Raw genomic sequence first — 19,803 nt, forward strand, 5'->3', positions numbered from 1 at the left:
CGACGTGAGGAAGTCGCGGCCGCCCGGGGTGGAAAAACCACGGGCCGACGCACAGTAGACTGGACCGTCGTGATCACCGCGACCGACCTGGAAGTTCGAGCGGGCGCTCGGACCCTGCTGTCGGCGCCCGGCTCAGCATTGCGTATTCAACCCGGCGACCGGATCGGCCTCGTCGGCCGCAATGGCGCAGGTAAGACGACCTCGCTGCGCATTCTCGCGGGCGAGACCGAGCCCTACGCCGGAACGGTGACCAGGACCGGCGATCTCGGCTATCTGCCGCAGGACCCCAAAGAAGGCGACCTCGACGTCGTCGCACGCGATCGCGTGCTGTCTGCGCGTGGGCTCGACGACATCATGCATCAGATGGAAAAGCAGCAGGCCCTGATGGCCGAGGCTGCCGACGACAAGGTGCGCGACAAGGCTGTCGCACGATACGGCCGTCTCGAGGAGCGCTTCTCCGACCTCGGCGGCTACGTCGCCGAGTCCGAGGCCGCGCGCATCTGCAACAGCCTCGGATTGCCCGATCGCGTACTCGGCCAGCCTCTGCGCACGCTCTCGGGCGGACAGCGCCGTCGCATCGAGCTCGCCCGCATCCTGTTCGCAGCCTCCGACGGCTCGGGCAAATCTGCGACGACGCTGCTCCTCGACGAGCCGACCAACCACCTCGACGCCGACTCGATCACCTGGTTGCGCAGCTTCCTGCAGAACCACGAGGGTGGACTCGTGGTGATCAGCCACGACGTCGACCTGCTGGCCGACGTGGTCAACAAGGTGTGGTTCCTCGACGCCGTCCGCGGCGAGGCCGACGTCTACAACATGGGCTGGAAGCGCTACCTCGACGCACGCGCAACCGACGAGCAGCGTCGTAAGCGTGAGCGCGCCAATGCGGAGAAGAAGGCGTCCGCACTGCGCGCACAGGCTGCAAAGCTCGGCGCCAAGGCCACGAAAGCCACTGCGGCACAACAGATGCTCAAGCGTGCCGATCGGATGATCGATTCCCTCGACGAGGAGCAGGTGGCCGACCGCACCGCCCGGATTCGCTTCCCGGAGCCCGCGGCGTGTGGCAAGACTCCGCTGATGGCGTCGGGACTGAGCAAGTCCTACGGCTCGCTCGAGATCTTCACCGGCGTCGACCTCGCGATCGACAAGGGCAGCCGTGTGGTCGTGCTCGGACTCAACGGTGCGGGTAAGACCACCCTGCTCAAGGTGCTCGCCGGTGTCGAGGCGTCGGATACGGGTTCGCTGGAGCCCGGCTACGGACTCAAGATCGGCTACTTCGCGCAGGAGCACGACACCCTCGACGACATGGCGACGGTGTGGGAGAACATTCGGCACGCCGCGCCCGACGCAGGCGAACAGGATCTTCGTAGCCTGCTCGGTGCCTTCATGTTCACCGGACCTCAGCTCGACCAACCCGCGGGCACGCTATCCGGTGGCGAGAAGACGCGACTGTCGCTGGCAGGCCTAGTGTCGTCGGCGGCCAACGTGCTGCTACTCGACGAGCCGACCAACAACCTCGACCCGATCTCGCGCGAGCAGGTGCTCGACGCCCTGCGCAGCTACACCGGTGCCGTGGTCCTCGTTACCCACGATCCCGGTGCCGCGGCGGCGCTCGATCCGCAACGCGTGATTCTTCTGCCCGACGGCACCGAAGACCACTGGAGCGACGAATACCAGGAGCTCATCGAGCTCGCGTGAGCATCACGGCCCCTCCGTCGGTCCAGTCACGATGCCCGACAACTGCACGCGCTTGCCGACGTCCCGCGTGCTGACGTGACCGACGGGAGTGGCCAGAATCTCGTGATGATCGGTGGCATCGGACTCGACGTGCATCGTTCCCGACGCCTCGTTCGCGATGTATCCGCTGGGAGCTGCTACCTCGCGAGCGCGGTAGCAGCCCGTCGGCAGCGAACGAATCAGCAGTCCCTGTGCATCGGTGACACCTGAGCCACGGGATTGCCCGGCGCACGTCGTGATCGCGAACCGCGCACCCGGCAGTGGGTGGCCGTGGATGCGGTCGCGGACTGCGATCCGCAGTTGGCCCGACCCGTCGTCGAATCCGCCCTTGCGGTCGACGCCGGTTCCGATGGATCGACTCGGTTGCTGGTCTCGCGTCGTCACGGTGAATGTTCCCGAACCGGGTGTGGCCGAGGCGGACGCCGACGCTCCGACGATTCCGGCGAGTGTCATTGCGCCGACAACCGTGAGAGTCGTTGTCACACGGACGAATCGGCCGTTCATGCTCGCGTCGCCCACGCGATGATGTTGTCGGCGTAGCCGAGCGGGGGACCGACAAACGCCCCACCGCACGTGACGAGGGCGAGGGTCTCCGGCCCGTCGAGACGGTTGAGTTCCGCTGCCGGAAAGCCCTTCTCCTTGTCGGCCTTCTGGACGTTACGCACCCGGTAGTGGACGGTCTCACCCTTCGCTGTGGTGACCGCGACTTCGGTTCCCGGTGCGAGAGAACTGAACCGGGCGGCGAAGCCACGCCCCTGCGAGGCCTCGTCGACGTGGCCGGTCACGACGATTGTGCCCTTGCCCGATCCGGGTAACGCCGAATCGACCCACCAGCCGAGACGATGGACGTCCTGTGGCGGCAGGAGGGCACCGGTCGTATCCGTCGCAACCGCATCGGTGACAGCGGAATCACCGCCGACCTCAATACTTTTCGGTGCTGCCGGCTCGTCGGTGCGTGCGGCAACGGGTGCGGGTAGCTGGGTCTGAGCAGACGGTGTGGCCACGGACGATTCGCTCGTGCGTGTCGAGCAGCCGACGAGAAGCGTCAGACTCAGAGCCAGCAGGCAGAACAGTGTGAGTATCGGCGTGGTTTTCATGGTCGATCCACCGGTCCCGAAGGAATCGACGACAGCGATGTCCTGCCCGACGGATTGCGGTCGGTCACGTGGTCGACGGGGGTGTTGTAGACCGTCACCGTCGACACCTTGTCGGTGGACACGTCGACGGTGTACGAGCGACCCTCGGGCACATAGCCTTTCGGTGCCGCCGTCTCCTTGACGCGGTAGCAGCCCGGTGCCACCTCACGGTTGACCACACCGCCCTCGCCGGTGGTTTCCCACCCCAACACATCCCCGGAGCAGGTGGACACGATGAAGCTCGCTCCCGGCAGCTTGGCGCCGGTGACTCTGTCTGCCTTGACCACCTGCAGGGTTCCGGAACCATCTCCGCCGCCGTCGGTACGTGCGAAGGAAATCTGGATATGGTTGCCGAGCAGTCCGAGTTCGACTGTGCCGCTTCCCGAAATCAGCCTCAATCCGTCGGGCCAACTGATCGTCTCGAAACTGTAGGTTCCCACGTTCAGGGTCAGTTCGGCGGGGGCGGTGACCATCGTTACCGCGCCGGTCTCGTTGTTGGTGAGACGTACCCGAGCACCCTGCACCGGCGTGATGCCGTTGGGGTAGGGGATGAATGATGTGACATAGAGGTGTGCGGTCCCGGACTCCGGAGGGGCCGTCGGAGAACTCGGGGTTGTCGACGTCGGCGCTTCGACGGTCGTCGACGGACCGGGGGCGGAGGTACTCGGTGCCGACGAACTCGGGGGCGCCGGATTGGTGGCCGTACTCTCCGGTGTCGTGGTTGAAGGTGCCTGCGTCGTCGGCTGGTCAACCGTCGTGGCGGGTGCCACGGTGGTCGACGAGGTCGACGAGGTCGACGAGGTCGACGGGGTTTCCGCCGAACCGACTGCGGGAGCCATCGCAAGGCTGAGCAGGATTCCCGCCGCAAAGGCTGCGGTGCTTGTCCGCGGAGTGCGGAATCTGCTGGGGTGCTTGGGTGATCGTTTCGACATTGGAGTGAGCCTTTCGGTGGGGTGGACGGCCCCGACACCCGTGAAGTCGGGTGGGCCAATCGATTCGTTATCGCCTGCGGCCGTCGGCGGGCGGAAATCATTCACGCGTCGTACGGCCTGTACGTGGCGGTGCATTCACGGCCGGTAGACGGGCCCCGAGGGAATCGAGCTCAGCGGAGTGCGTGCGCCCGGATCACGGCCGGGAGCCGAGGGTCCGGGATTCGTTGTTCCCGGACCTGACGTGCCCTTTGCGGCGAAGTGGATCGTGTAGATGATGTCCCGGCCACGCTCGAGTGGAATGTTGAACGACGACGGCCCCACGAGCGTCAGTCCCGCGGGTACTTCGAGCACAAGGACACTCACCGTCCCGGTCGGGGACTGCACGGTAGCGGGCAAGGTCGTGACGTAAGGGTTGACCGCGACCAGGCGAACCAACACGCCGTTGACCCCGTCGTGCGCGCCGTCGAGCACGGCATTGATCATCACGGACCCATACGCGACAGGGCTTGTGGGCGTGGACGTTTCGGTGCTCGCGGGTGTGCTCGGTGGGGTCGATGACGAGGGCGGGTTGGTCGTCGGCGGCGTGGTTGTTGTTGGCGGTGTTGTCGTCGGCGGCGTCGTGGTTGTCGGCGCCGTGGTGGATGGAGTGGTCACCGACGGCGCGGTCGTGTCGACGTCGGCGTGGGCACCACCCACCCCGAGAGACAGACACGCCACGACGACGATGAGTGTGCTCGAGAAAGAACGGAAATGTGTGACGGTACGCATGAGCGGACTCGCGATCTCCCCGACCCGAATCGGATCACTGTGTGACCCCCGATGTCTGATGAGTCCGAATCGGGAGGGCGATCGTTAACACGCGCGAAGAACCGTTATCCACGCGTTATCTGGTGTCATTCACGCGTTCGACGGCGACCACTGCTCATCTCGACGCCGCATACCGCTTCGTGAGCTCGCCCTTGACCAGCTTGCCGGTGGGTGTGCGAGGCAGATCTGCAACGAAATCGACCGAGCGTGGAACCTTGTACCGCGCAAGCGAATCGCCCGCGAAGTCGAGGAGCTCGTCGGCAAGCGTCGGCGAGGCCTCGTACGCCGGATCGAGTTGCACGAGCGCTTTGGCGACCTCGCCGAGGTCGTCATCGGGCACACCGATCACGGCGACGTCGTAGACGGCCGGGTGGTTGATGAGAACGTTCTCGGCTTCTTGGGGATAGATGTTGACGCCGCCGGTGATGATCATGAACGCCTTGCGGTCGGTGAGATAGAGGAAACCCTCATCGTCGACGTAGCCCATGTCGCCTGTTGTGGCCCAGGTCGGGTGTTTCGGGTGATACGCCGACGCCGTCTTGCCCGGGTCGTTGTGGTACTCGAAAGCGGGTGTCTCACGCTCGAAATACACGAGGCCGACGTCGCCGATGGGCACCTCGTCGCCGGCGTCGTCGCAGATCCTGATGACGCCCATGCCCGCTCGTCCGACGGAACCGGGATGCGTCAACGCGTCCTCGGGGCCGATGAACGTCGCGCCCGCGGCCTCGGTCGATGCGTAGTATTCGTGGATCACCGGACCCCACCATTCGATCATCGCGCGCTTGACTTCGGCGGGGCACGGGGCCGCGGCGTGGATCGCCACCTTCAGGCTCGACACGTCGTATTTGTCGCGGATATCCGCGGGCAACTTGAGCATCCTGATGAACATCGTCGGCACCCATTGGCTGTGCGTGGCGCGATACTCCTCGACGAGACTCAGCGCTTCCTCCGGCTCGAAGTGGTCCATGAACACCACGGTGCCGCCGACAGAATTGGTGACGCCGCAAAAGCGCAGTGGCGCAGCGTGATACAACGGCGCTGGGGATAGGTAGACGCTCTCGGCGTCGAATCCGTACAGCGGGCTGAAGATCGCGGTGTACGCATCGGGGACTTCTGCGACCAAGCCATCCGGTAGCGGTGTGCGAATCCCCTTGGGGCGTCCCGTGGTTCCCGACGAGTAGAGCATGTCGGTGCCGCGGGGTTCGTCGGTACGCAGCGTGTCCGGTGCTGCCGCCAACACGTCGTCGTAGGGTTCGAAGCCATCGATGACCCCACCCCACGCGATGCGATGACCCGCTTCGGCAAGCGCTGCGATATCGCCGCTCGTCGAGACCGCTTCTGCCACAGCGGCATCGGCAAACAGCACCTTCGCCGCGCTGTCGGTGAGGATGTAGGCGGTTTCGTCCGCGGTCAGGTGATGATTGATCGCGGTGACGTAGAGGCCACTGCGGATCGCTGCCCAGTACACCTCGAACATGTGAAGGTTATTGCGCGACACCATCGCGATCGTGTCGCCAGGACGTAGCCCGAGTTCGTCGAGGTGGTTCGCCAACCGCGCGGAGTTGTCGTCGAGTTCGCGATAGGTGAGTGCGGTTCCGGTTGCAGCGTCGACGACGGCGGCTTTGTCAGGTGTGGTGGCGGCGATGGTTCCTGGGAACACGACGATCTCCTCGATGACTCGGGATACGGACGATGCCGAGTGTGATCGGCATCATGCGAGATCGTATACCGAGCGATAGTTCGGCGGGGCCGTCATTGCCGCAATGGCGGGCGCCTAACTCATGACTCCGCAGTGGCGCGCGAGCGCACCGAAGCCTCCACGAGGTCGAGAACTGCCGACAGGTCGTCGGTAGGACGTCCCGAAGCCAATCGGGTGATCAGCCCGTCGAGGACGAGGTCGAGGTAGTCGAGCAGAACGTCGGTGGGGACGTCGTCACGCAGTCGGCCGGTCTCACGGCCGCGTTCGAGTCGATCGAGAGTGGCCTTCTCGAGCTCAGCCGAGCGTTCCAGCCATGCCGACCGGAACGTCGGATCGGTGCGGAGCTTCCGCGCGATTTCCAGCCGCGTGCCCAACCAATCGAAATCCTGTGGGCGCGCGAGCATGTCGCGCATGACCTGAACAAGGCCCTGCTCTGCCGCGACGTCGGCCATGCGTTCGGCGTCTTCCCGTGCGAGCGCGAGGAAGAGTGCCTCCTTGTCGCGGAAATGATGAAAGATCGCACCGCGAGAGAGTCCTGTCGACTCCTCGATGCGTTTGACCGTCGCTCCGTCGTAGCCGTACTCCGCGAAGCAATGCCGCGCGCCGTCGAGAATCTCCCGACGACGCGCGGCAAGGCGGTCATCACTGACCTTGGGCACTGCTATCGCCCTGTCAGCTCTTGATCATGTTGCGGAGCACGTACTGCAGGATGCCACCGTTGCGGTAGTAGTCGGCTTCACCGGGTGTGTCGATGCGCACCTTGGCGTCGAACTCGACCTTCGAGCCGTCTTCCTTGGAGGCGGTGACATGCACCGTCTTCGGCGTGGTGCCGTTGTTCAGCTCCTCGATACCGGTGATGTCGAAGGTCTCCGTGCCGTCGAGGCCCAGCGACTTGTGCGACTCGCCCTCGGGGAACTGCAGCGGGATCACGCCCATGCCGATGAGGTTCGAGCGGTGGATGCGCTCGAAGCTCTCGGTGATGACGGCCTTGACGCCCAGCAGGCTGGTGCCCTTGGCTGCCCAGTCACGCGAGCTACCGGTGCCGTACTCCTTGCCGCCGAGCACGACCAGCGGGGTGCCCTCCTTCGCGTAGTTCTGCGCGGCGTCGTAGATGAACGACTGCGGAGCGCCCTCCTGCGTGAAGTCACGGGTGTAACCACCGGTGACGTCGACGAGCTGGTTCGCCAGGCGGATATTGCCGAAGGTCGACCGGATCATCACCTCGTGGTTACCGCGGCGGGCTCCCAGCGAGTTGTAGTCCTTGCGAGCCACACCGTGCGCGTCGAGGTACTGCGCGGCGGGAGTGCCGGGCTTGATCGTCGAGGCGGGGGAGATGTGGTCGGTGGTCACCGAGTCGCCGAGCTTCGCGAGGACGCGGGCGCCCTTGATGTCGGAGACCGGATCGGCTTCGAGCTTCATGCCGTCGAAGTACGGAGGCTTCCGCACGTAGGTCGACTCGTCGTCCCAGTCGAAGGTCTTGCCCTCGGGGGTCGGCAGGCTCTGCCAGCGCTCGTCGCCCTTGAAGACATCGGCGTAGTCCTCGGCGTACTGCTCGGGGCTAATCGAGCTCGAGATGGTCTGCGCGATCTCCTCGTTGGTCGGCCAGATGTCCTTGAGGAAGACGTCGTTGCCGTCCTGGTCCTGGCCGAGAGGATCGGACTCGAAGTCGAAGTCCATCGTGCCCGCGAGCGCGTAGGCGATGACCAACGGCGGCGACGCGAGGTAGTTCATCTTCACGTCGGGGTTGATACGACCCTCGAAGTTACGGTTACCCGACAGCACCGCGGTCGCGGCCAGGTCGTTGTCGTTGATCGCCTTCGAGATTTCCTCGGGCAGCGGGCCCGAGTTACCGATACAGGTGGTGCAGCCGTAGCCGACGAGGTAGAAGCCGAGCTTCTCCAGGTACGGCCACAGGCCCGCCTTGTCGTAGTAGCCGGTCACGACCTGCGATCCGGGGGCCATCGAGGTCTTGACCCACGGCTTGGAGGTCAGGCCCTTGTCGACGGCCTTCTTGGCGAGCAGGCCGGCGCCGAGCATGACCGACGGGTTCGACGTATTGGTGCAGCTCGTGATCGACGCGATCGTCACGATGCCGTGGTCGAGGATCATGTCGCCACGCTCGGTCGACGACACCTTGACGGGCTTCGACGGCCGACCCGCAGCACCCTTGCTGGCGTTGTGGGCGGGCTCGTAGCCGTCATCGGCGAACGAGAGCTTTGCACCACTGGGGTCGATGGCGGGGGAGTCCGAGGCGGGGAAGCTCTCCGCGTTCGACTCGTCGACACCGTTGTAGGCGGGCGTGTTGCCCTCCTCGACGTAGTTGTGGATGTCCTTGCGGAATGCGTTCTTGGCGTCCCACAACTCGATGCGGTCCTGCGGGCGCTTCGGACCTGCGATCGACGGGACGACCGTCGACAGGTCGAGCTCGATGTACTCGGAGTACTGCGGCTCGGTGGCGTCCTTCTCCAGCCACATGCCCTGTTCCTTGGCGTATGCCTCGACGAGGGCCAGCGTCTCCGCGCTGCGGCCGGTGAGCTTCAGGTAGTTGATGGTCTCGCCGTCGATCGGGAAGATCGCGCAGGTGGAGCCGAACTCGGGGCTCATGTTGCCGATGGTGGCGCGGTTGGCCAGCGGGACCTCGGCGACACCATTGCCGTAGAACTCGACGAACTTGCCGACGACGCCGTGCTTGCGCAGCATCTCCGTGATGGTCAGCACGACGTCGGTCGCGGTGACGCCCGGCTTGGCCGCACCGGTCAGCTTGAAGCCGACGACGCGCGGGATGAGCATCGAAACCGGCTGGCCGAGCATGGCGGCCTCGGCCTCGATACCGCCGACGCCCCAGCCGAGCACGCCGAGACCGTTCTGCATCGTGGTGTGCGAGTCGGTGCCGATGCAGGTGTCGGGGTAGGCGACCTCGGTGCCCTCGGAGTTGGGGCGAACCATGACCGAGCGGGCGAGGTGCTCGATGTTGACCTGGTGCACGATGCCGGTGCCCGGCGGCACGACGCGGAAGTCGTCGAATGCGCCCTGGCCCCAGCGGAGGAACTTGTAGCGCTCTTCGTTGCGCTGGTACTCGATCTCGACGTTGCGCTCGAATGCCTGCGCGTTGCCGAAGGCCTCGATGATGACGGAGTGGTCGATGACCATCTCGGCGGGTGCTAGCGGGTTGACCTTGTCGGGATCGCCGCCGAGTTCCTTGACCGCGTCGCGCATGGTGGTCAGGTCGACCACACAGGGAACGCCGGTGAAGTCCTGCATGATGACGCGAGCCGGGGTGAACTGGATCTCGATGCTCGGCTCGGCCGAGGGATCCCAGTTGGCGATCGCTTCGATGTGGTCCTTGGTGACGTTCGCGCCGTCTTCGGTGCGAAGCAGGTTCTCGGCGAGGACCTTGAGTGCGTAAGGGAGCTTCTCGGTTCCCTTGACAGCGCTCAGCCGGTAGATCTCATACGACTTGTCGCCCACCTCGAGGGTGCCTTGGGCGCCAAAGGAATTGATACTCACGACTTAATCCACTCTCCTCGTGCCGACGGGCTGCGTCGGCGTCGTTCGACGTCTCACGTGTGCGCACGTGGACTGCTTGGCCGGCTCGTCGACGAACGCCGCTCGTCGACTCCGACCGTGACCCGACGGGCTGCGCCGGGTGTTCGAGTGCTGTCGGTGGCGCCGGTGGGTGGTACCGATGCCTCCCTGCCCTCGCGGGGCGGCCACGGGGCCGCCGTGGTCACCGTGTCATCCTAACAGTACGGCTGTACTGTTTACAACACGCGACACGCCCGTTTACCGCCTACCTACAGCATCCTCCATTCTGTCGCATGGCACGAGGCGAGGGTCACGCGGTCGTGTGCGCGTCGGCGACATTTAATGGCTGCGAAACCTTCTCCGGTGACACGCGGGGGTGGGTCCCCGGCCGTGACGACCCATTGGGCAGGATTGTCGTGGCAGCGCGCATGCGGTTCGGAGCATGCGGTAGGTGCACGCAGTTTCGAGCAGAACAGAAAGTTGGGTACAGCCGATGAGTCCAGGTCCACAGGGCTACCCCGCGATCATTCCTGCGAATGTCGACATGACGGCCCTGCGGCAAGAACTGCTTGCCGACCACGTCGCCGCACCCGCCGATCAGGAACCAGCGCTTCGCGCCCTCGTGGCCCGGGCCGAGTCCGACGGGCATGACCTCAACGTGGTCGTTCTGACCGTGCCGCAGCCGAACTTCACCTACTACCGCGACATCGCCACCCAGTTGCAGTCCGAGGTCGGTGGGACCGTGCTGGTCATCGGCCCGAACTCGGTCGGTAGCTCGTCGGCCGACTTCAGTCGCGTGGTGCAGGAGCAGGCCATGGACGACCTGACGCTGCAGAATCCGTCCGTCGCCGCCACACAGATGTACGACGAACTGACGTCGCCGCAGATCGACTGGACGCTCGTGACGCTCCTCCTGGTGGTCGTGACGATCATCGGTGCCGTGCTCGCGCGTGTGCGGACCGTACGTGCGCGTCGGCGCCGCGGTGAGGTCGCGCAACCGGCTGCACAACCGCCGCGAGCAGCCGAGTCGACCTCGGGTGACGACGTGGTGTCGGCGACCGAGTCGTCCGCCCGCTGAGGCAGGCTGCACCAACCAACCTCGCGAAGCTCGGACCCGGGTCGTACGGCACAACCGGGTCTCGTCGTCGTTCGACGCTCTGTTGCCAATTCGATACCTGGCAAGTCATGTCACCCTTTGGGCTGTTCACGGCATTTTCCCAGGTAATCACCCCTATGTAATTCGTTGCAGCGGTTTTCTCGTGTGTCCGATGTGACGTACGGTTCTCATGTCGCTTGTGTTGCTGTTGGTATCCAATGCACCACATGTGGTAGGTGATGCACGTTGGTTGGTTGGGGAAGACGTGCACCCTGTGTTCGGACATGGAGATGCGTGCGACTCGAGACGGTGCGACTCGAGGCATGACATCGCCGGCGAGGGCGAGGAGTTTCACGTGAGGCGAGTGACCACCGGTGTGGCTCGTGGTACCCCGGGGCGGGGTAGGCCGCGATTCGCACGTCTAGGGGCCGTACTTGCGGTCGCGATACTCAGCGGAATGGGTGCGGGCCAGGCATTGGCCGCTCCTGGCGCGACGGCGCCGAAAAAGCCGACGAGTGCGGTGTCGACGTTGATCAATCAGATCGCGACGGCAAATCAGAACATTAAGGATCTCGACGGAGCGGTCGCCGTTCGCCAGGAGAACGCCAACAGGTCGCTTGCCGATTATCAGAACTCGATCGCGGCGCAGCAGCTGGCCACCCAGGCGGCATCCGGCGCCGAGAACTCTCTCACCAAAGCCAACCGTGCTGCCAAAGACGCCCAGAAATCGTTCGATGCACTGATCCGCGATGTCTATCGGAATGGCACCACGTCGAGTTCGATGACCAAGTACGTGTCCTCCGACAATCCCGACAGGGTGCTCGAGCGGATGTCGACGCTCGACCGGCTCGCCCGGAACCAGCAGGACACGATCCGTCGCCTGCAGGTGGCCCGCAACCAACAAGCCAACAGGGTGTCGGCGCTCGAAGCTCTCAAACGGCAGGCGGCGCTTGCCACCTCGGGCGCGGAGCAGCGCAAGAACGACGCACTTGCCGCCGTACGCGAAGCCCGGTCGGCGATGCTCAACGAACAGCAGCGTCGCAATTCGCTCGTGACTCAACGTGATTCGGTCCAGCAGAAACTCGACAAGCTGCGTGGCACGGTCACAACACCCAAGAAGGTCGACGCTCCCGCGCCGACCGACCTGTTGTCGGGACTCTTCCCCGGAATCCCGGGACTCCCGGGACCTCGTCCGAGCGCGCCCGGCGCGACTCAGGTCGAAGGGACGAGTGACAACCAAGCGCTTCAGGTGGCCGCGGAGGCCGCCGCTCGTCTCGCGGGAGACCTTGGCCAGAAGGCACTCGCGGCAATGGTCGGCCAGGCGCAGATCCCGCACTCGGAACTCCTCGACGAACTCGGCCTCGGGGGTGCGTCGCTGGGATCCTCCGGTGCCGACAGCATCGCCAGCAGGCTCGGTTCCGGCAGTCTCGGCACGCTGTTCGGCAGCTCCTCGGGCGGCGGTGGCCCGGTGCGTCCTGGTCTGCGTGGCCCTCAGGCCGTCGAGATCGTGGTGAACCGCGCGCTCTCGCAGCTCAACGTGCCCTACGCGTGGGGTGGTGGTGACGCCAACGGTCCCACCCTCGGTATCCGCGACGGTGGTGTTGCCGACAGCTACGGCGACTACAACAAGGTGGGCTTCGACTGCTCGGGCCTCATGATGTACGCGTTCGGAGGTGTCGGTATCCAGCTCCCGCACTACACGGGTTACCAGTACACATCGGGTCCCCAGGTGCCGCTGGCGCAGATGCAGCGTGGCGACATGATCTTCTACGGTCCCAATGCGAGTGAGCATGTCGCGCTCTACCTCGGCGACAACAAGATGGTCGAGGCGCCGCAGTCGGGCGACGTCGTCAAGGTGTCGCCGCTGCGGACGGCGGGCGCGATGCCCAACGTGGTGCGCCTGCTCTGATTCCGCACCGAGCCGGATGCCGTGATACCGCGCCATCCGAACGACCTTCTTGGCGCGTTTTCAGGACGCACGGCTAGGCTGGCTTGCAATCATGTCGGCAACCGATTCTGCGAAGGCACAACGCGGCTGCGCCGGGATCCGGACGAACCTTAGGAGTAGGGGTTGACCTCTTCGCATCCGAACACTGAGCAGGCGCACGCCGCGTCGAACTCGGGCGGGGGAGCGGTGACGCTCAGCGACGACGACGTGAAGCTCGTGGAACGTGCGATCTATGAGGTCAAGCGTGTGATCGTCGGCCAGGATCAGCTCGTCGAGCGCATCCTCGTCGGACTGCTCGCTCGCGGGCACATCCTCCTCGAGGGTGTCCCCGGTGTGGCCAAGACGCTCGCGGTCGAGACGTTCGCGAAGGTCATCGGCGGCAGCTTCTCCCGCGTTCAGTTCACGCCAGACCTCGTGCCAACCGATCTGCTCGGAACGCGCATCTACCGCCAGGGCCGTGAGGAGTTCGACACCGAGCTCGGCCCGGTTGTCGCGAACTTCCTCCTCGCCGACGAAATCAACCGTGCACCGGCAAAGGTGCAGTCGGCGCTCCTCGAGGTGATGGCCGAGCGGCACGTCTCGATCGGCGGAACCACCTATCCGATGCCGAGCCCATTCCTCGTCATGGCGACGCAGAACCCCATCGAGAACGAGGGTGTCTACCCGCTGCCCGAGGCGCAGCGCGACCGCTTCCTGTTCAAGATCCTCGTCGACTACCCGTCGGTCGAGGAAGAGCGCGAGATCGTCTACCGGATGGGCAATGTGCCACCGAGCGCGGCGCAGATCCTCGATCCGGAGACGACGATCCGGCTGCAGGAGACCGCGGCCAACGTGTTCGTCCACCATGCTTTGGTCGACTATGTCGTCCGTGTCATCAACGCGACCCGACGTCCCGCCGAGCTCGGTCTGCACGACGTCGATTCCTGGTTGTCCTACGGCGCCTCACCGCGTGCGACGCTCGGCATCGTTGCGGCTGCCCGCGCGCTGGCACTCGTGCGTGGTCGCGATTACGTGATCCCCGCCGACATCGTCGAGCTCATCCCCGACGTCCTGCGCCATCGTCTGGTGCTGAGCTACGACGCTCTCGCCGACGAGGTCACAGCCGACCAGATCATCAACCGCATCCTGCAGACCATCGGGTTGCCGCAGGTGGGTACACAGCCCGTGCAGCAACAGTCGCCGCCGATGCAGGCGATGCCGGGTCAGCCCGGCGTCGGACCACAGGCCCCGGGCGTGAACGGCGCACCCGGTCAGAACCCGCAACAGGTACAGCCGGTCAACGGTGCACAGGGCCGCTACCCGGCGGGGCCGGCCAACCAGACGTCAGCGCGGTATGGCGGCTAACAGCACACTGCCGTCGCTCGAATCAGGCCTGCTCGACGAACCGCAGCTCTCGGCAGCGCTGAAGTCGCTCGAACTGACGGTGCGCCGCAAGCTCGACGGCGTGCTGCAGGGCGAACACCAGGGACTGATTCCGGGACCGGGTTCCGAACCGGGAGAGGCACGGCCGTACCAGCCCGGCGACGATATCCGCCGGATGGAGTGGTCGGTCACTGCCCGTACGACCCAGCCCCATGTCCGTCAGATGATCGCCGACCGCGAGCTCGAGACGTGGCTCGTCGTCGACGCGTCAGCGAGCCTCGACTTCGGCACCGTCGCCCACACCAAACGTGAGCTCGCGGTGGCCGCGTCGTCGGCCATCGTGCATCTCACCTCCGGTGGTGGCAATCGCCACGGCGCGGTGGTGTGTACCGGCGACAAGATCGTCCGCGTACCCGCCCACGCCGGGCGTGCCCACGACCTGAGTCTGCTGAAGACGATCGCCACCACCCGTCGCGCGGAACCCGGCGTGCGGGGCGACCTGAAAGCAGGACTCGAAGCGCTGCGCCGACCGCAGCGGCGTCGCGGACTGGCGGTCGTGATCAGCGACTTCCTGGGTCCGATCGACTGGGAGCGCTCGCTGCGCGCCATCGGCGCCCATCACGAGCTGCTGGCGATCGAGGTTCTCGACCCACGCGATCTGGAATTGCCACCCATCGGCGACGTCACCCTCGCCGACGCCGAGTCGGGTGAGATCAGGCAGGTCACGATCACCGAGTCGCTGCGTCGCGACTTCGCCGACGCTGCCCGAGCTCACCAGCAGAAGGTGCATCGGACCATCCGTGGCTGTGGCGGCCCCGTGTTGTCGCTGCGTACCGACCGGGACTGGATCAACGACATGGTGAAGTTCGTGGGGCGTCGTCGCCGCGGACTCGCCGCCGGGGTTGGGTGAGGACGGCAGTGTTCTCGCACCCATGGTGGTTGCTCGCGCTTGTCCTCGTCGCCGCTCTCGGCGCAGGCTATTGGTACATGCTCCGGATGCGGCGCCAGCGGGCGTTGCAGTTCGCCAACACCGAGATGCTCGACCGCATCGTGCCCGCAGAGCCGCGGTGGAAGCGTTGGCTGCGCCACGCACCGATGGTCGCGCTGCTCTTGGCGTTGGTGCTGCTCGTGGTCGCAGTCGCCGGACCGCAGGCCAACCGCAAGATCCCGCGGAACAAGGCGACGGTGATCCTGGTGATGGACGTGTCGCGCTCGATGAACGCCACCGATGTCGCACCGTCGAGAATCAAGGCGGCACAGTCGGCGGCGAAACAGTTCGCCGACAACCTCACCGACGGCATCAACCTGGGACTGATCTCGTTCGCCGGCACGGCGTCGACGTTGGTCACCCCGACGCCGAATCACGACGCCACCAAGCAGGCGGTCGACAAGTTGCAGCTCGCCGACAAGACGGCGACCGGTGAGGGAATCTTCGCCGCTCTGCAGCAGATCCAGACTCTCAACGCGGTGCTCGGCGGAGACGAGGGCGCACCACCCGCGCGCATCGTGCTGCTCTCCGACGGTAAAGAGACCGTGCCGGACGACCCGGACGACCCGCGCGGAGCCTTCACCGCCGCTCGCAAGGCGAAAGAGGAGAAGATCCCCGTTTCCACGATCTCGTTCGGTACCTCGACGGGAACCGTCGATCTCGAGGGCGATCAGGTTCCGGTTCCGGTCGACGACGAGTCGCTGCGCAAGATCGCCAACCTCAGCGGCGGCCGGTTCTTCACGGCGTCGAGTCTCGATGAGCTGAACAAGGTCTACAGCACCTTGCAGGAGGAGATCGGCTACGAGTACCGCAAGGGCGACGATTCGTGGCCGTGGCTGCTCGCCGGCACCATTTTCGTCATCCTCGCCGCGGGCGGTGCGATGCTCATCAACCAGCGATTACCCTGATCGTCGTCGATCATCACCGCATCGACCCTGCCGACGTCACACGCACTCGCAACCGATAGGTTTGTAACCCATGTCGCAGAGCAATGAATCTCCCAGCCGTGTCTCGCGTTCGGTTCTCGTGACCGGAGGCAACCGCGGCATCGGTCTCGCGGTCGCTCGCCGGCTCTCCGCGGACGGTCACAAGGTCGCCGTCACCCACCGCGGCTCCGGCGCCCCCGAGGGCCTGTTCGGCGTGACGTGCGATGTCACCGACACCGCATCCGTCGACGCCGCGTTCAAAGAGGTCGCCGAGCACCAGGGGCCGGTCGAGGTGGTCGTGTCGAACGCGGGTATCACCGCAGACACCCTTCTGATGCGGATGAGCGTCGAGAGCTTCGAAGACGTCGTCGACGCCAACCTGACGGGCGCATTCCGCGTCACCAAGGCCGCGACACGCGACATGCTGCGCAAGCGGTGGGGTCGGTTCATCTACCTCGGTTCGGTCGTCGCGCTGATGGGCACCCCGGGGCAGGCCAACTACGCGGCGTCGAAGGCCGGATTGGTTGGCCTCGCCCGCTCGGTCACCCGCGAGCTCGGCGGACGCAACATCACCGCGAATGTCGTCGCACCCGGCCTGATCGACACCGACATGACCCGGTCGCTGCCCGAGGGGTACACCAAGACGGCCGTCGACCAGGCGATCCCCGCCAAGCGCATGGGGCAGCCGGAAGAAGTGGCCGCAGTGGTCAGCTTCCTCGCGTCCGACGACTCGGCCTACGTCACCGGCAACGTGATCAACGTCGACGGCGGCCTCGGCATGGGCCACTAGACCCCCTCGGCCGCACACCCCCCAGCCTCACACGCACAGACACCATCCACAGACACGCCTACCCGCAGAGGAGCCCAGCACTGTGAGCGGAATCCTGGACGGAAAGACCGTCCTCATCACCGGCATCATCACCGACGCGTCAATCGCGTTCAGCACGGCCAAGGTCGCGCAGGAGCAGGGCGCGAAGGTGATCATCACCGGCATCCCCGAACGACTGCGACTGATCGACCGCATCGCCAAACGGCTCCCGCAGGAGGTTCCGCCAGCGATTCCGCTCGATGTCACCGACGAGCAGAGCCTCGGCGAGCTCGCCGACAAGGTGCGCGAACTCGCGCCCGAGGGGGTCGACGGTCTCGTGCACTCGATCGCGTTCGCACCGAAGACGCTGATGGGGCCCGACGCCGTGCCCTTCCTCGACGGTCCTGGTCCCGATGTCGCGAAGTCGTTCGAGATCTCGGCGTGGAGCTACGCCTCGCTGGCTCGCGCGGCGCTGCCCGTGATGAACGAGGGCGGTTCGATCGTCGGCATGGACTTCGACCCGCGGACCGCGCTGCCGGACTACAACTGGATGGGCGTTGCGAAGGCCGCACTCGAGTCGGTCAACCGCTACGTGGCGCGCGAGGTCGGCTACGCGAAGAAGATCCGTTCCAACCTCGTCGCCGCCGGTCCGATCAAAACGCTTGCAGCCAAGGCGATTTCGGGTACGGCTACCGACGATGCCAAGAAACTCACCATGCTCAACACCTACTGGGACGGCGCGTCGCCCATCGGTTGGGACGTCAACGACCCGGTAGTGGTCGGTAAGAGTGTGTGCACCCTGCTCAGCGATTGGCTGCCCGGCACAACGGGCTCGATCGTGTACGTCGACGGCGGAGCCAGCCACAACACCTGGTTCCCGGAGAACTTCCTCAGCGAGTGACTTCGCAGAGCTCGAGCGCACAGAACAGCACGGCATTCGACGCCGTGCTGTTCCTCTCGTTCGGCGGACCCAACGGGCCCGACGAGGTGATGCCATTCCTCGAGAACGTCACGCGCGGTCGAGGCATCCCGCGCGAGCGACTGGAAGCCGTCGCCGAGCACTACTACCACTTCGGTGGGGTGTCGCCGATCAATCGACTGAACCTGGACATGATCGAGTCGTTGCGTGCCGAACTCGCGCGACGGGGACGCGACCTTCCGGTCTACTTCGGCAACCGCAACTGGGAGCCGATGGTCGAGGACACCGTCGAGCAGATGTACGCCGACGGTCATCGGCGGGTGCTCGTGTTCCCGACCTCCGCCTGGGGCGGCTACTCGGGATGCCGTCAGTATCACGAGGACATCGCCCGTGCCCTCGACGCACTCGCCGCCCGCGTCCCCGATTCGGCTGACGACCCGTTGTTGCTTCGCAAGCTCCCGCAGTACTGGGCCGAGCCGTCTTTCGTCGACGCCGGCGCCGACGCGGTGCGTCGCGCGGTGGCTTCGCTGCCCGCTTCGGACACGCCCACTCATCTCGTCTTCACCGCGCACTCCGTACCGATGTCGGCTGACGCGGCGTCCGGGCCCGTCGACGACACCGCCGAGCGCACCGGCGACACCACGAATGGTGAGGGCATCACAGCCGGTGGCGGTCGGCTCTACTCACGGCAGGTGCGCGCGGCGTCGAACGCCGTCGCCGAGGCGCTCGAAGGTGCTGCACACTCCGATGTCGACCAGGTCTGGCAGTCGAGGTCTGGCCCGCCACAGATCCCGTGGCTCGAGCCCGACATTTGCGACCACCTCGAATCACTCTCCGCGGCAGGCGTTTCCAGAGTGGTGGTGAGTCCCGTCGGATTCATCTCCGATCACCTCGAGGTGGTGTGGGACCTCGACAACGAGGCCGCGGACGTCGCCGAGAAACTCGGGATGGAGTACGCGCGTGCCGACAGCGTGGGAACCGATCCGCGTTTCATCACGATGATCGCCGACCTCATCGAACGCTACGCCGACGGCGAGGGTGACCTGCGGGCACTCGGGTGCGCCGACAACGGTGCGACGTGCCGCCCGAACTGCTGCGTCCCGGTGCGCCGACCTCAGCGGGCCTAGCAGTGGGGTCGGGGTCGGAGGTAGACGACGATGCGGTCGCGACGTCGTTCACCGACCTCGTGGCCGACGGCGCGGCCGCCGACGTGTCGGGTTGGGATTTCTCGTGGTTGGACGGACGCGCAACCGAGGAACGCCCACCGTGGGGTTACGCGCGTGCGATGGCGGATCGTCTCGGCACCGCGTCGGCATCCTTGGATCTTCAAACCGGCGGTGGCGAAGTGCTGGCGGAGGCGGGACGTATCCCGCCGACGGCGGTAGCGACGGAGTCGTGGCCACCCAATGTCGCGCACGCGACCAAGCTGTTGCACCCGCGTGGGGTAGTGGTGGTCAACTGTGCCGATGAGCCACCATTTCCGTTCGCCGACAACGCTTTCGACCTTGTGACAAGCAGGCATCCCGCAACGATCTGGTGGGATGAGATCGCTCGCGTACTCGCACCCGGTGGCACCTACCTCGCACAGCATGTAGGTCCTGCGAGTGCTTTCGAATTGATCGAGTTCTTCCTGGGACCTCAGCCCTCGGGACGCAGACACCGGCGTCCCGAGGACGAGGTGCGGTCAGCTGAATCGGCGGGATTCGAGGTCGTCGATCTTCGCACGGCCAGACTCCGCATCGAGATCTTCGACGTCGCCGCGGTGATCTATCTCCTGAGAAAGGTTGTGTGGTGGGTCCCCGGATTCACGGTGGACGGATATCGGGGCCGGCTTCGCGAACTACACGAGCAGATCCAGCGGGAGGGGCCGTTCGTCGCCCACTCCACACGTCACCTCATCGAGGCACGTCGACGCTGACG

At 65.5% G+C, this 19,803-nt stretch carries 18 protein-coding genes; 11 read left to right on the top strand and 7 right to left on the bottom strand.

Annotated elements, in window-relative coordinates; genetic code table 11:
* Positions 1 to 69 precede the first annotated feature (69 nt).
* Entirely contained in the window at positions 70 to 1,698 is a 1,629-nt protein-coding gene (locus ABW18_RS02085; RefSeq protein WP_005202799.1) for an ABC-F family ATP-binding cassette domain-containing protein, read from the top strand.
* Positions 1,699 to 1,701: 3 nt separating this feature from the next.
* Here the strand turns inward: ABW18_RS02085 and ABW18_RS02090 are convergent, their stop codons facing one another.
* From ABW18_RS02090 to ABW18_RS02110, 4 genes are all read right to left on the bottom strand, one after another.
* Positions 1,702 to 2,256 carry a prealbumin-like fold domain-containing protein gene (locus ABW18_RS02090; RefSeq protein ID WP_235434265.1) on the bottom strand — a complete coding sequence of 185 codons (555 nt, stop codon included), beginning with the start codon at positions 2,254 to 2,256 and terminating at the stop codon, positions 1,702 to 1,704.
* On the bottom strand, positions 2,238 to 2,834 hold the full coding sequence (locus tag ABW18_RS02095) for a class F sortase (RefSeq protein ID WP_049697317.1): 597 nt from the start codon (positions 2,832 to 2,834) through the stop codon (positions 2,238 to 2,240). The genes ABW18_RS02090 and ABW18_RS02095 overlap by 19 nt, the downstream gene beginning before the upstream one ends.
* A complete protein-coding gene (locus ABW18_RS23075; protein ID WP_235434266.1) occupies positions 2,831 to 3,805 on the bottom strand; it encodes an MSCRAMM family protein in 975 nt (324 codons plus the stop codon). Before ABW18_RS23075 ends, ABW18_RS02095 begins: the two co-directional genes overlap by 4 nt.
* A 135-nt stretch (positions 3,806 to 3,940) precedes the next feature.
* Positions 3,941 to 4,288 carry a hypothetical protein gene (locus ABW18_RS02110; RefSeq protein WP_049697318.1) on the bottom strand — a complete coding sequence of 116 codons (348 nt, stop codon included), beginning with the start codon at positions 4,286 to 4,288 and terminating at the stop codon, positions 3,941 to 3,943.
* A 31-nt stretch (positions 4,289 to 4,319) separates the two neighbouring features.
* Between ABW18_RS02110 and ABW18_RS22870 the strand changes: the two genes are divergently transcribed.
* The gene (locus ABW18_RS22870; RefSeq protein WP_049697319.1) at positions 4,320 to 4,661 is read left to right on the top strand and encodes a hypothetical protein; all 342 of its coding nucleotides are present in this window, start codon (positions 4,320 to 4,322) and stop codon (positions 4,659 to 4,661) included.
* 66 nt (positions 4,662 to 4,727) lie between these two features.
* Here ABW18_RS22870 and ABW18_RS02120 read toward each other — a convergent pair whose 3' ends face one another.
* From ABW18_RS02120 to ABW18_RS02130, 3 genes are all read right to left on the bottom strand, one after another.
* Positions 4,728 to 6,272, bottom strand: coding sequence for an acyl-CoA synthetase (locus tag ABW18_RS02120; RefSeq protein WP_049697320.1), 1,545 nt, complete (start codon positions 6,270 to 6,272; stop codon positions 4,728 to 4,730).
* A 119-nt stretch (positions 6,273 to 6,391) separates the two neighbouring features.
* Positions 6,392 to 6,970 carry a TetR/AcrR family transcriptional regulator gene (locus ABW18_RS02125; protein WP_005202820.1) on the bottom strand — a complete coding sequence of 193 codons (579 nt, stop codon included), beginning with the start codon at positions 6,968 to 6,970 and terminating at the stop codon, positions 6,392 to 6,394.
* A gap of 13 nt (positions 6,971 to 6,983) precedes the next feature.
* A complete protein-coding gene (locus tag ABW18_RS02130) occupies positions 6,984 to 9,818 on the bottom strand; it encodes an aconitate hydratase (RefSeq protein WP_049697321.1) in 2,835 nt (944 codons plus the stop codon).
* Positions 9,819 to 10,329: 511 nt separating this feature from the next.
* Between ABW18_RS02130 and ABW18_RS02140 the strand changes: the two genes are divergently transcribed.
* The 9 genes from ABW18_RS02140 (at position 10,330) to ABW18_RS02180 (ending at position 19,801) form a co-directional block, all read left to right on the top strand.
* Positions 10,330 to 10,914: an Rv1476 family membrane protein gene (locus tag ABW18_RS02140; protein ID WP_049697323.1), complete on the top strand. Its 585-nt coding sequence runs from the start codon at positions 10,330 to 10,332 to the stop codon at positions 10,912 to 10,914.
* Between the two features lie 394 nt (positions 10,915 to 11,308).
* Positions 11,309 to 12,841: an NlpC/P60 family protein gene (locus tag ABW18_RS02145; RefSeq protein WP_049697522.1), complete on the top strand. Its 1,533-nt coding sequence runs from the start codon at positions 11,309 to 11,311 to the stop codon at positions 12,839 to 12,841.
* Positions 12,842 to 13,003: 162 nt separating this feature from the next.
* Positions 13,004 to 14,224, top strand: coding sequence for an AAA family ATPase (locus tag ABW18_RS02150; RefSeq protein WP_049697324.1), 1,221 nt, complete (start codon positions 13,004 to 13,006; stop codon positions 14,222 to 14,224).
* Entirely contained in the window at positions 14,214 to 15,152 is a 939-nt protein-coding gene (locus ABW18_RS02155; RefSeq protein ID WP_049697325.1) for a DUF58 domain-containing protein, read from the top strand. The genes ABW18_RS02150 and ABW18_RS02155 overlap by 11 nt, the downstream gene beginning before the upstream one ends.
* Positions 15,153 to 15,160: 8 nt before the next feature.
* Entirely contained in the window at positions 15,161 to 16,138 is a 978-nt protein-coding gene (locus ABW18_RS02160) for a VWA domain-containing protein (protein ID WP_049697523.1), read from the top strand.
* A gap of 70 nt (positions 16,139 to 16,208) precedes the next feature.
* Positions 16,209 to 16,946, top strand: coding sequence for a 3-oxoacyl-ACP reductase FabG1 (gene fabG1 / locus ABW18_RS02165; protein WP_049697326.1), 738 nt, complete (start codon positions 16,209 to 16,211; stop codon positions 16,944 to 16,946).
* Positions 16,947 to 17,028: 82 nt separating this feature from the next.
* The gene (gene inhA, locus ABW18_RS02170) at positions 17,029 to 17,865 is read left to right on the top strand and encodes an NADH-dependent enoyl-ACP reductase InhA (RefSeq protein WP_005202835.1); all 837 of its coding nucleotides are present in this window, start codon (positions 17,029 to 17,031) and stop codon (positions 17,863 to 17,865) included.
* Positions 17,862 to 19,010: a ferrochelatase gene (locus tag ABW18_RS02175; protein ID WP_049697327.1), complete on the top strand. Its 1,149-nt coding sequence runs from the start codon at positions 17,862 to 17,864 to the stop codon at positions 19,008 to 19,010. The genes inhA and ABW18_RS02175 overlap by 4 nt, the downstream gene beginning before the upstream one ends.
* A gap of 2 nt (positions 19,011 to 19,012) precedes the next feature.
* Entirely contained in the window at positions 19,013 to 19,801 is a 789-nt protein-coding gene (locus tag ABW18_RS02180) for a class I SAM-dependent methyltransferase (RefSeq protein WP_049697524.1), read from the top strand.
* The last annotated feature ends 2 nt before the right edge of the window (positions 19,802 to 19,803 follow it).

The organism is Gordonia jacobaea, from assembly GCF_001186365.1.
GTDB lineage: Bacteria > Actinomycetota > Actinomycetes > Mycobacteriales > Mycobacteriaceae > Gordonia > Gordonia jacobaea.

Excerpts from the sequence above, each read along its gene's own strand:
- ABW18_RS02095 (WP_049697317.1), bottom strand. The coding sequence starts at position 2,834 with ATGAAAACCACGCCGATACTCACACTGTTCTGCCTGCTGGCTCTGAGT.
- ABW18_RS02155 (WP_049697325.1), top strand. The coding sequence starts at position 14,214 with ATGGCGGCTAACAGCACACTGCCGTCGCTCGAATCAGGCCTGCTCGAC.
- ABW18_RS02140 (WP_049697323.1), top strand. The coding sequence starts at position 10,330 with ATGAGTCCAGGTCCACAGGGCTACCCCGCGATCATTCCTGCGAATGTC.
- ABW18_RS02110 (WP_049697318.1), bottom strand. The coding sequence starts at position 4,288 with ATGATCAATGCCGTGCTCGACGGCGCGCACGACGGGGTCAACGGCGTG.
- fabG1 (WP_049697326.1), top strand. The coding sequence starts at position 16,209 with ATGTCGCAGAGCAATGAATCTCCCAGCCGTGTCTCGCGTTCGGTTCTC.
- ABW18_RS23075 (WP_235434266.1), bottom strand. The coding sequence starts at position 3,805 with ATGTCGAAACGATCACCCAAGCACCCCAGCAGATTCCGCACTCCGCGG.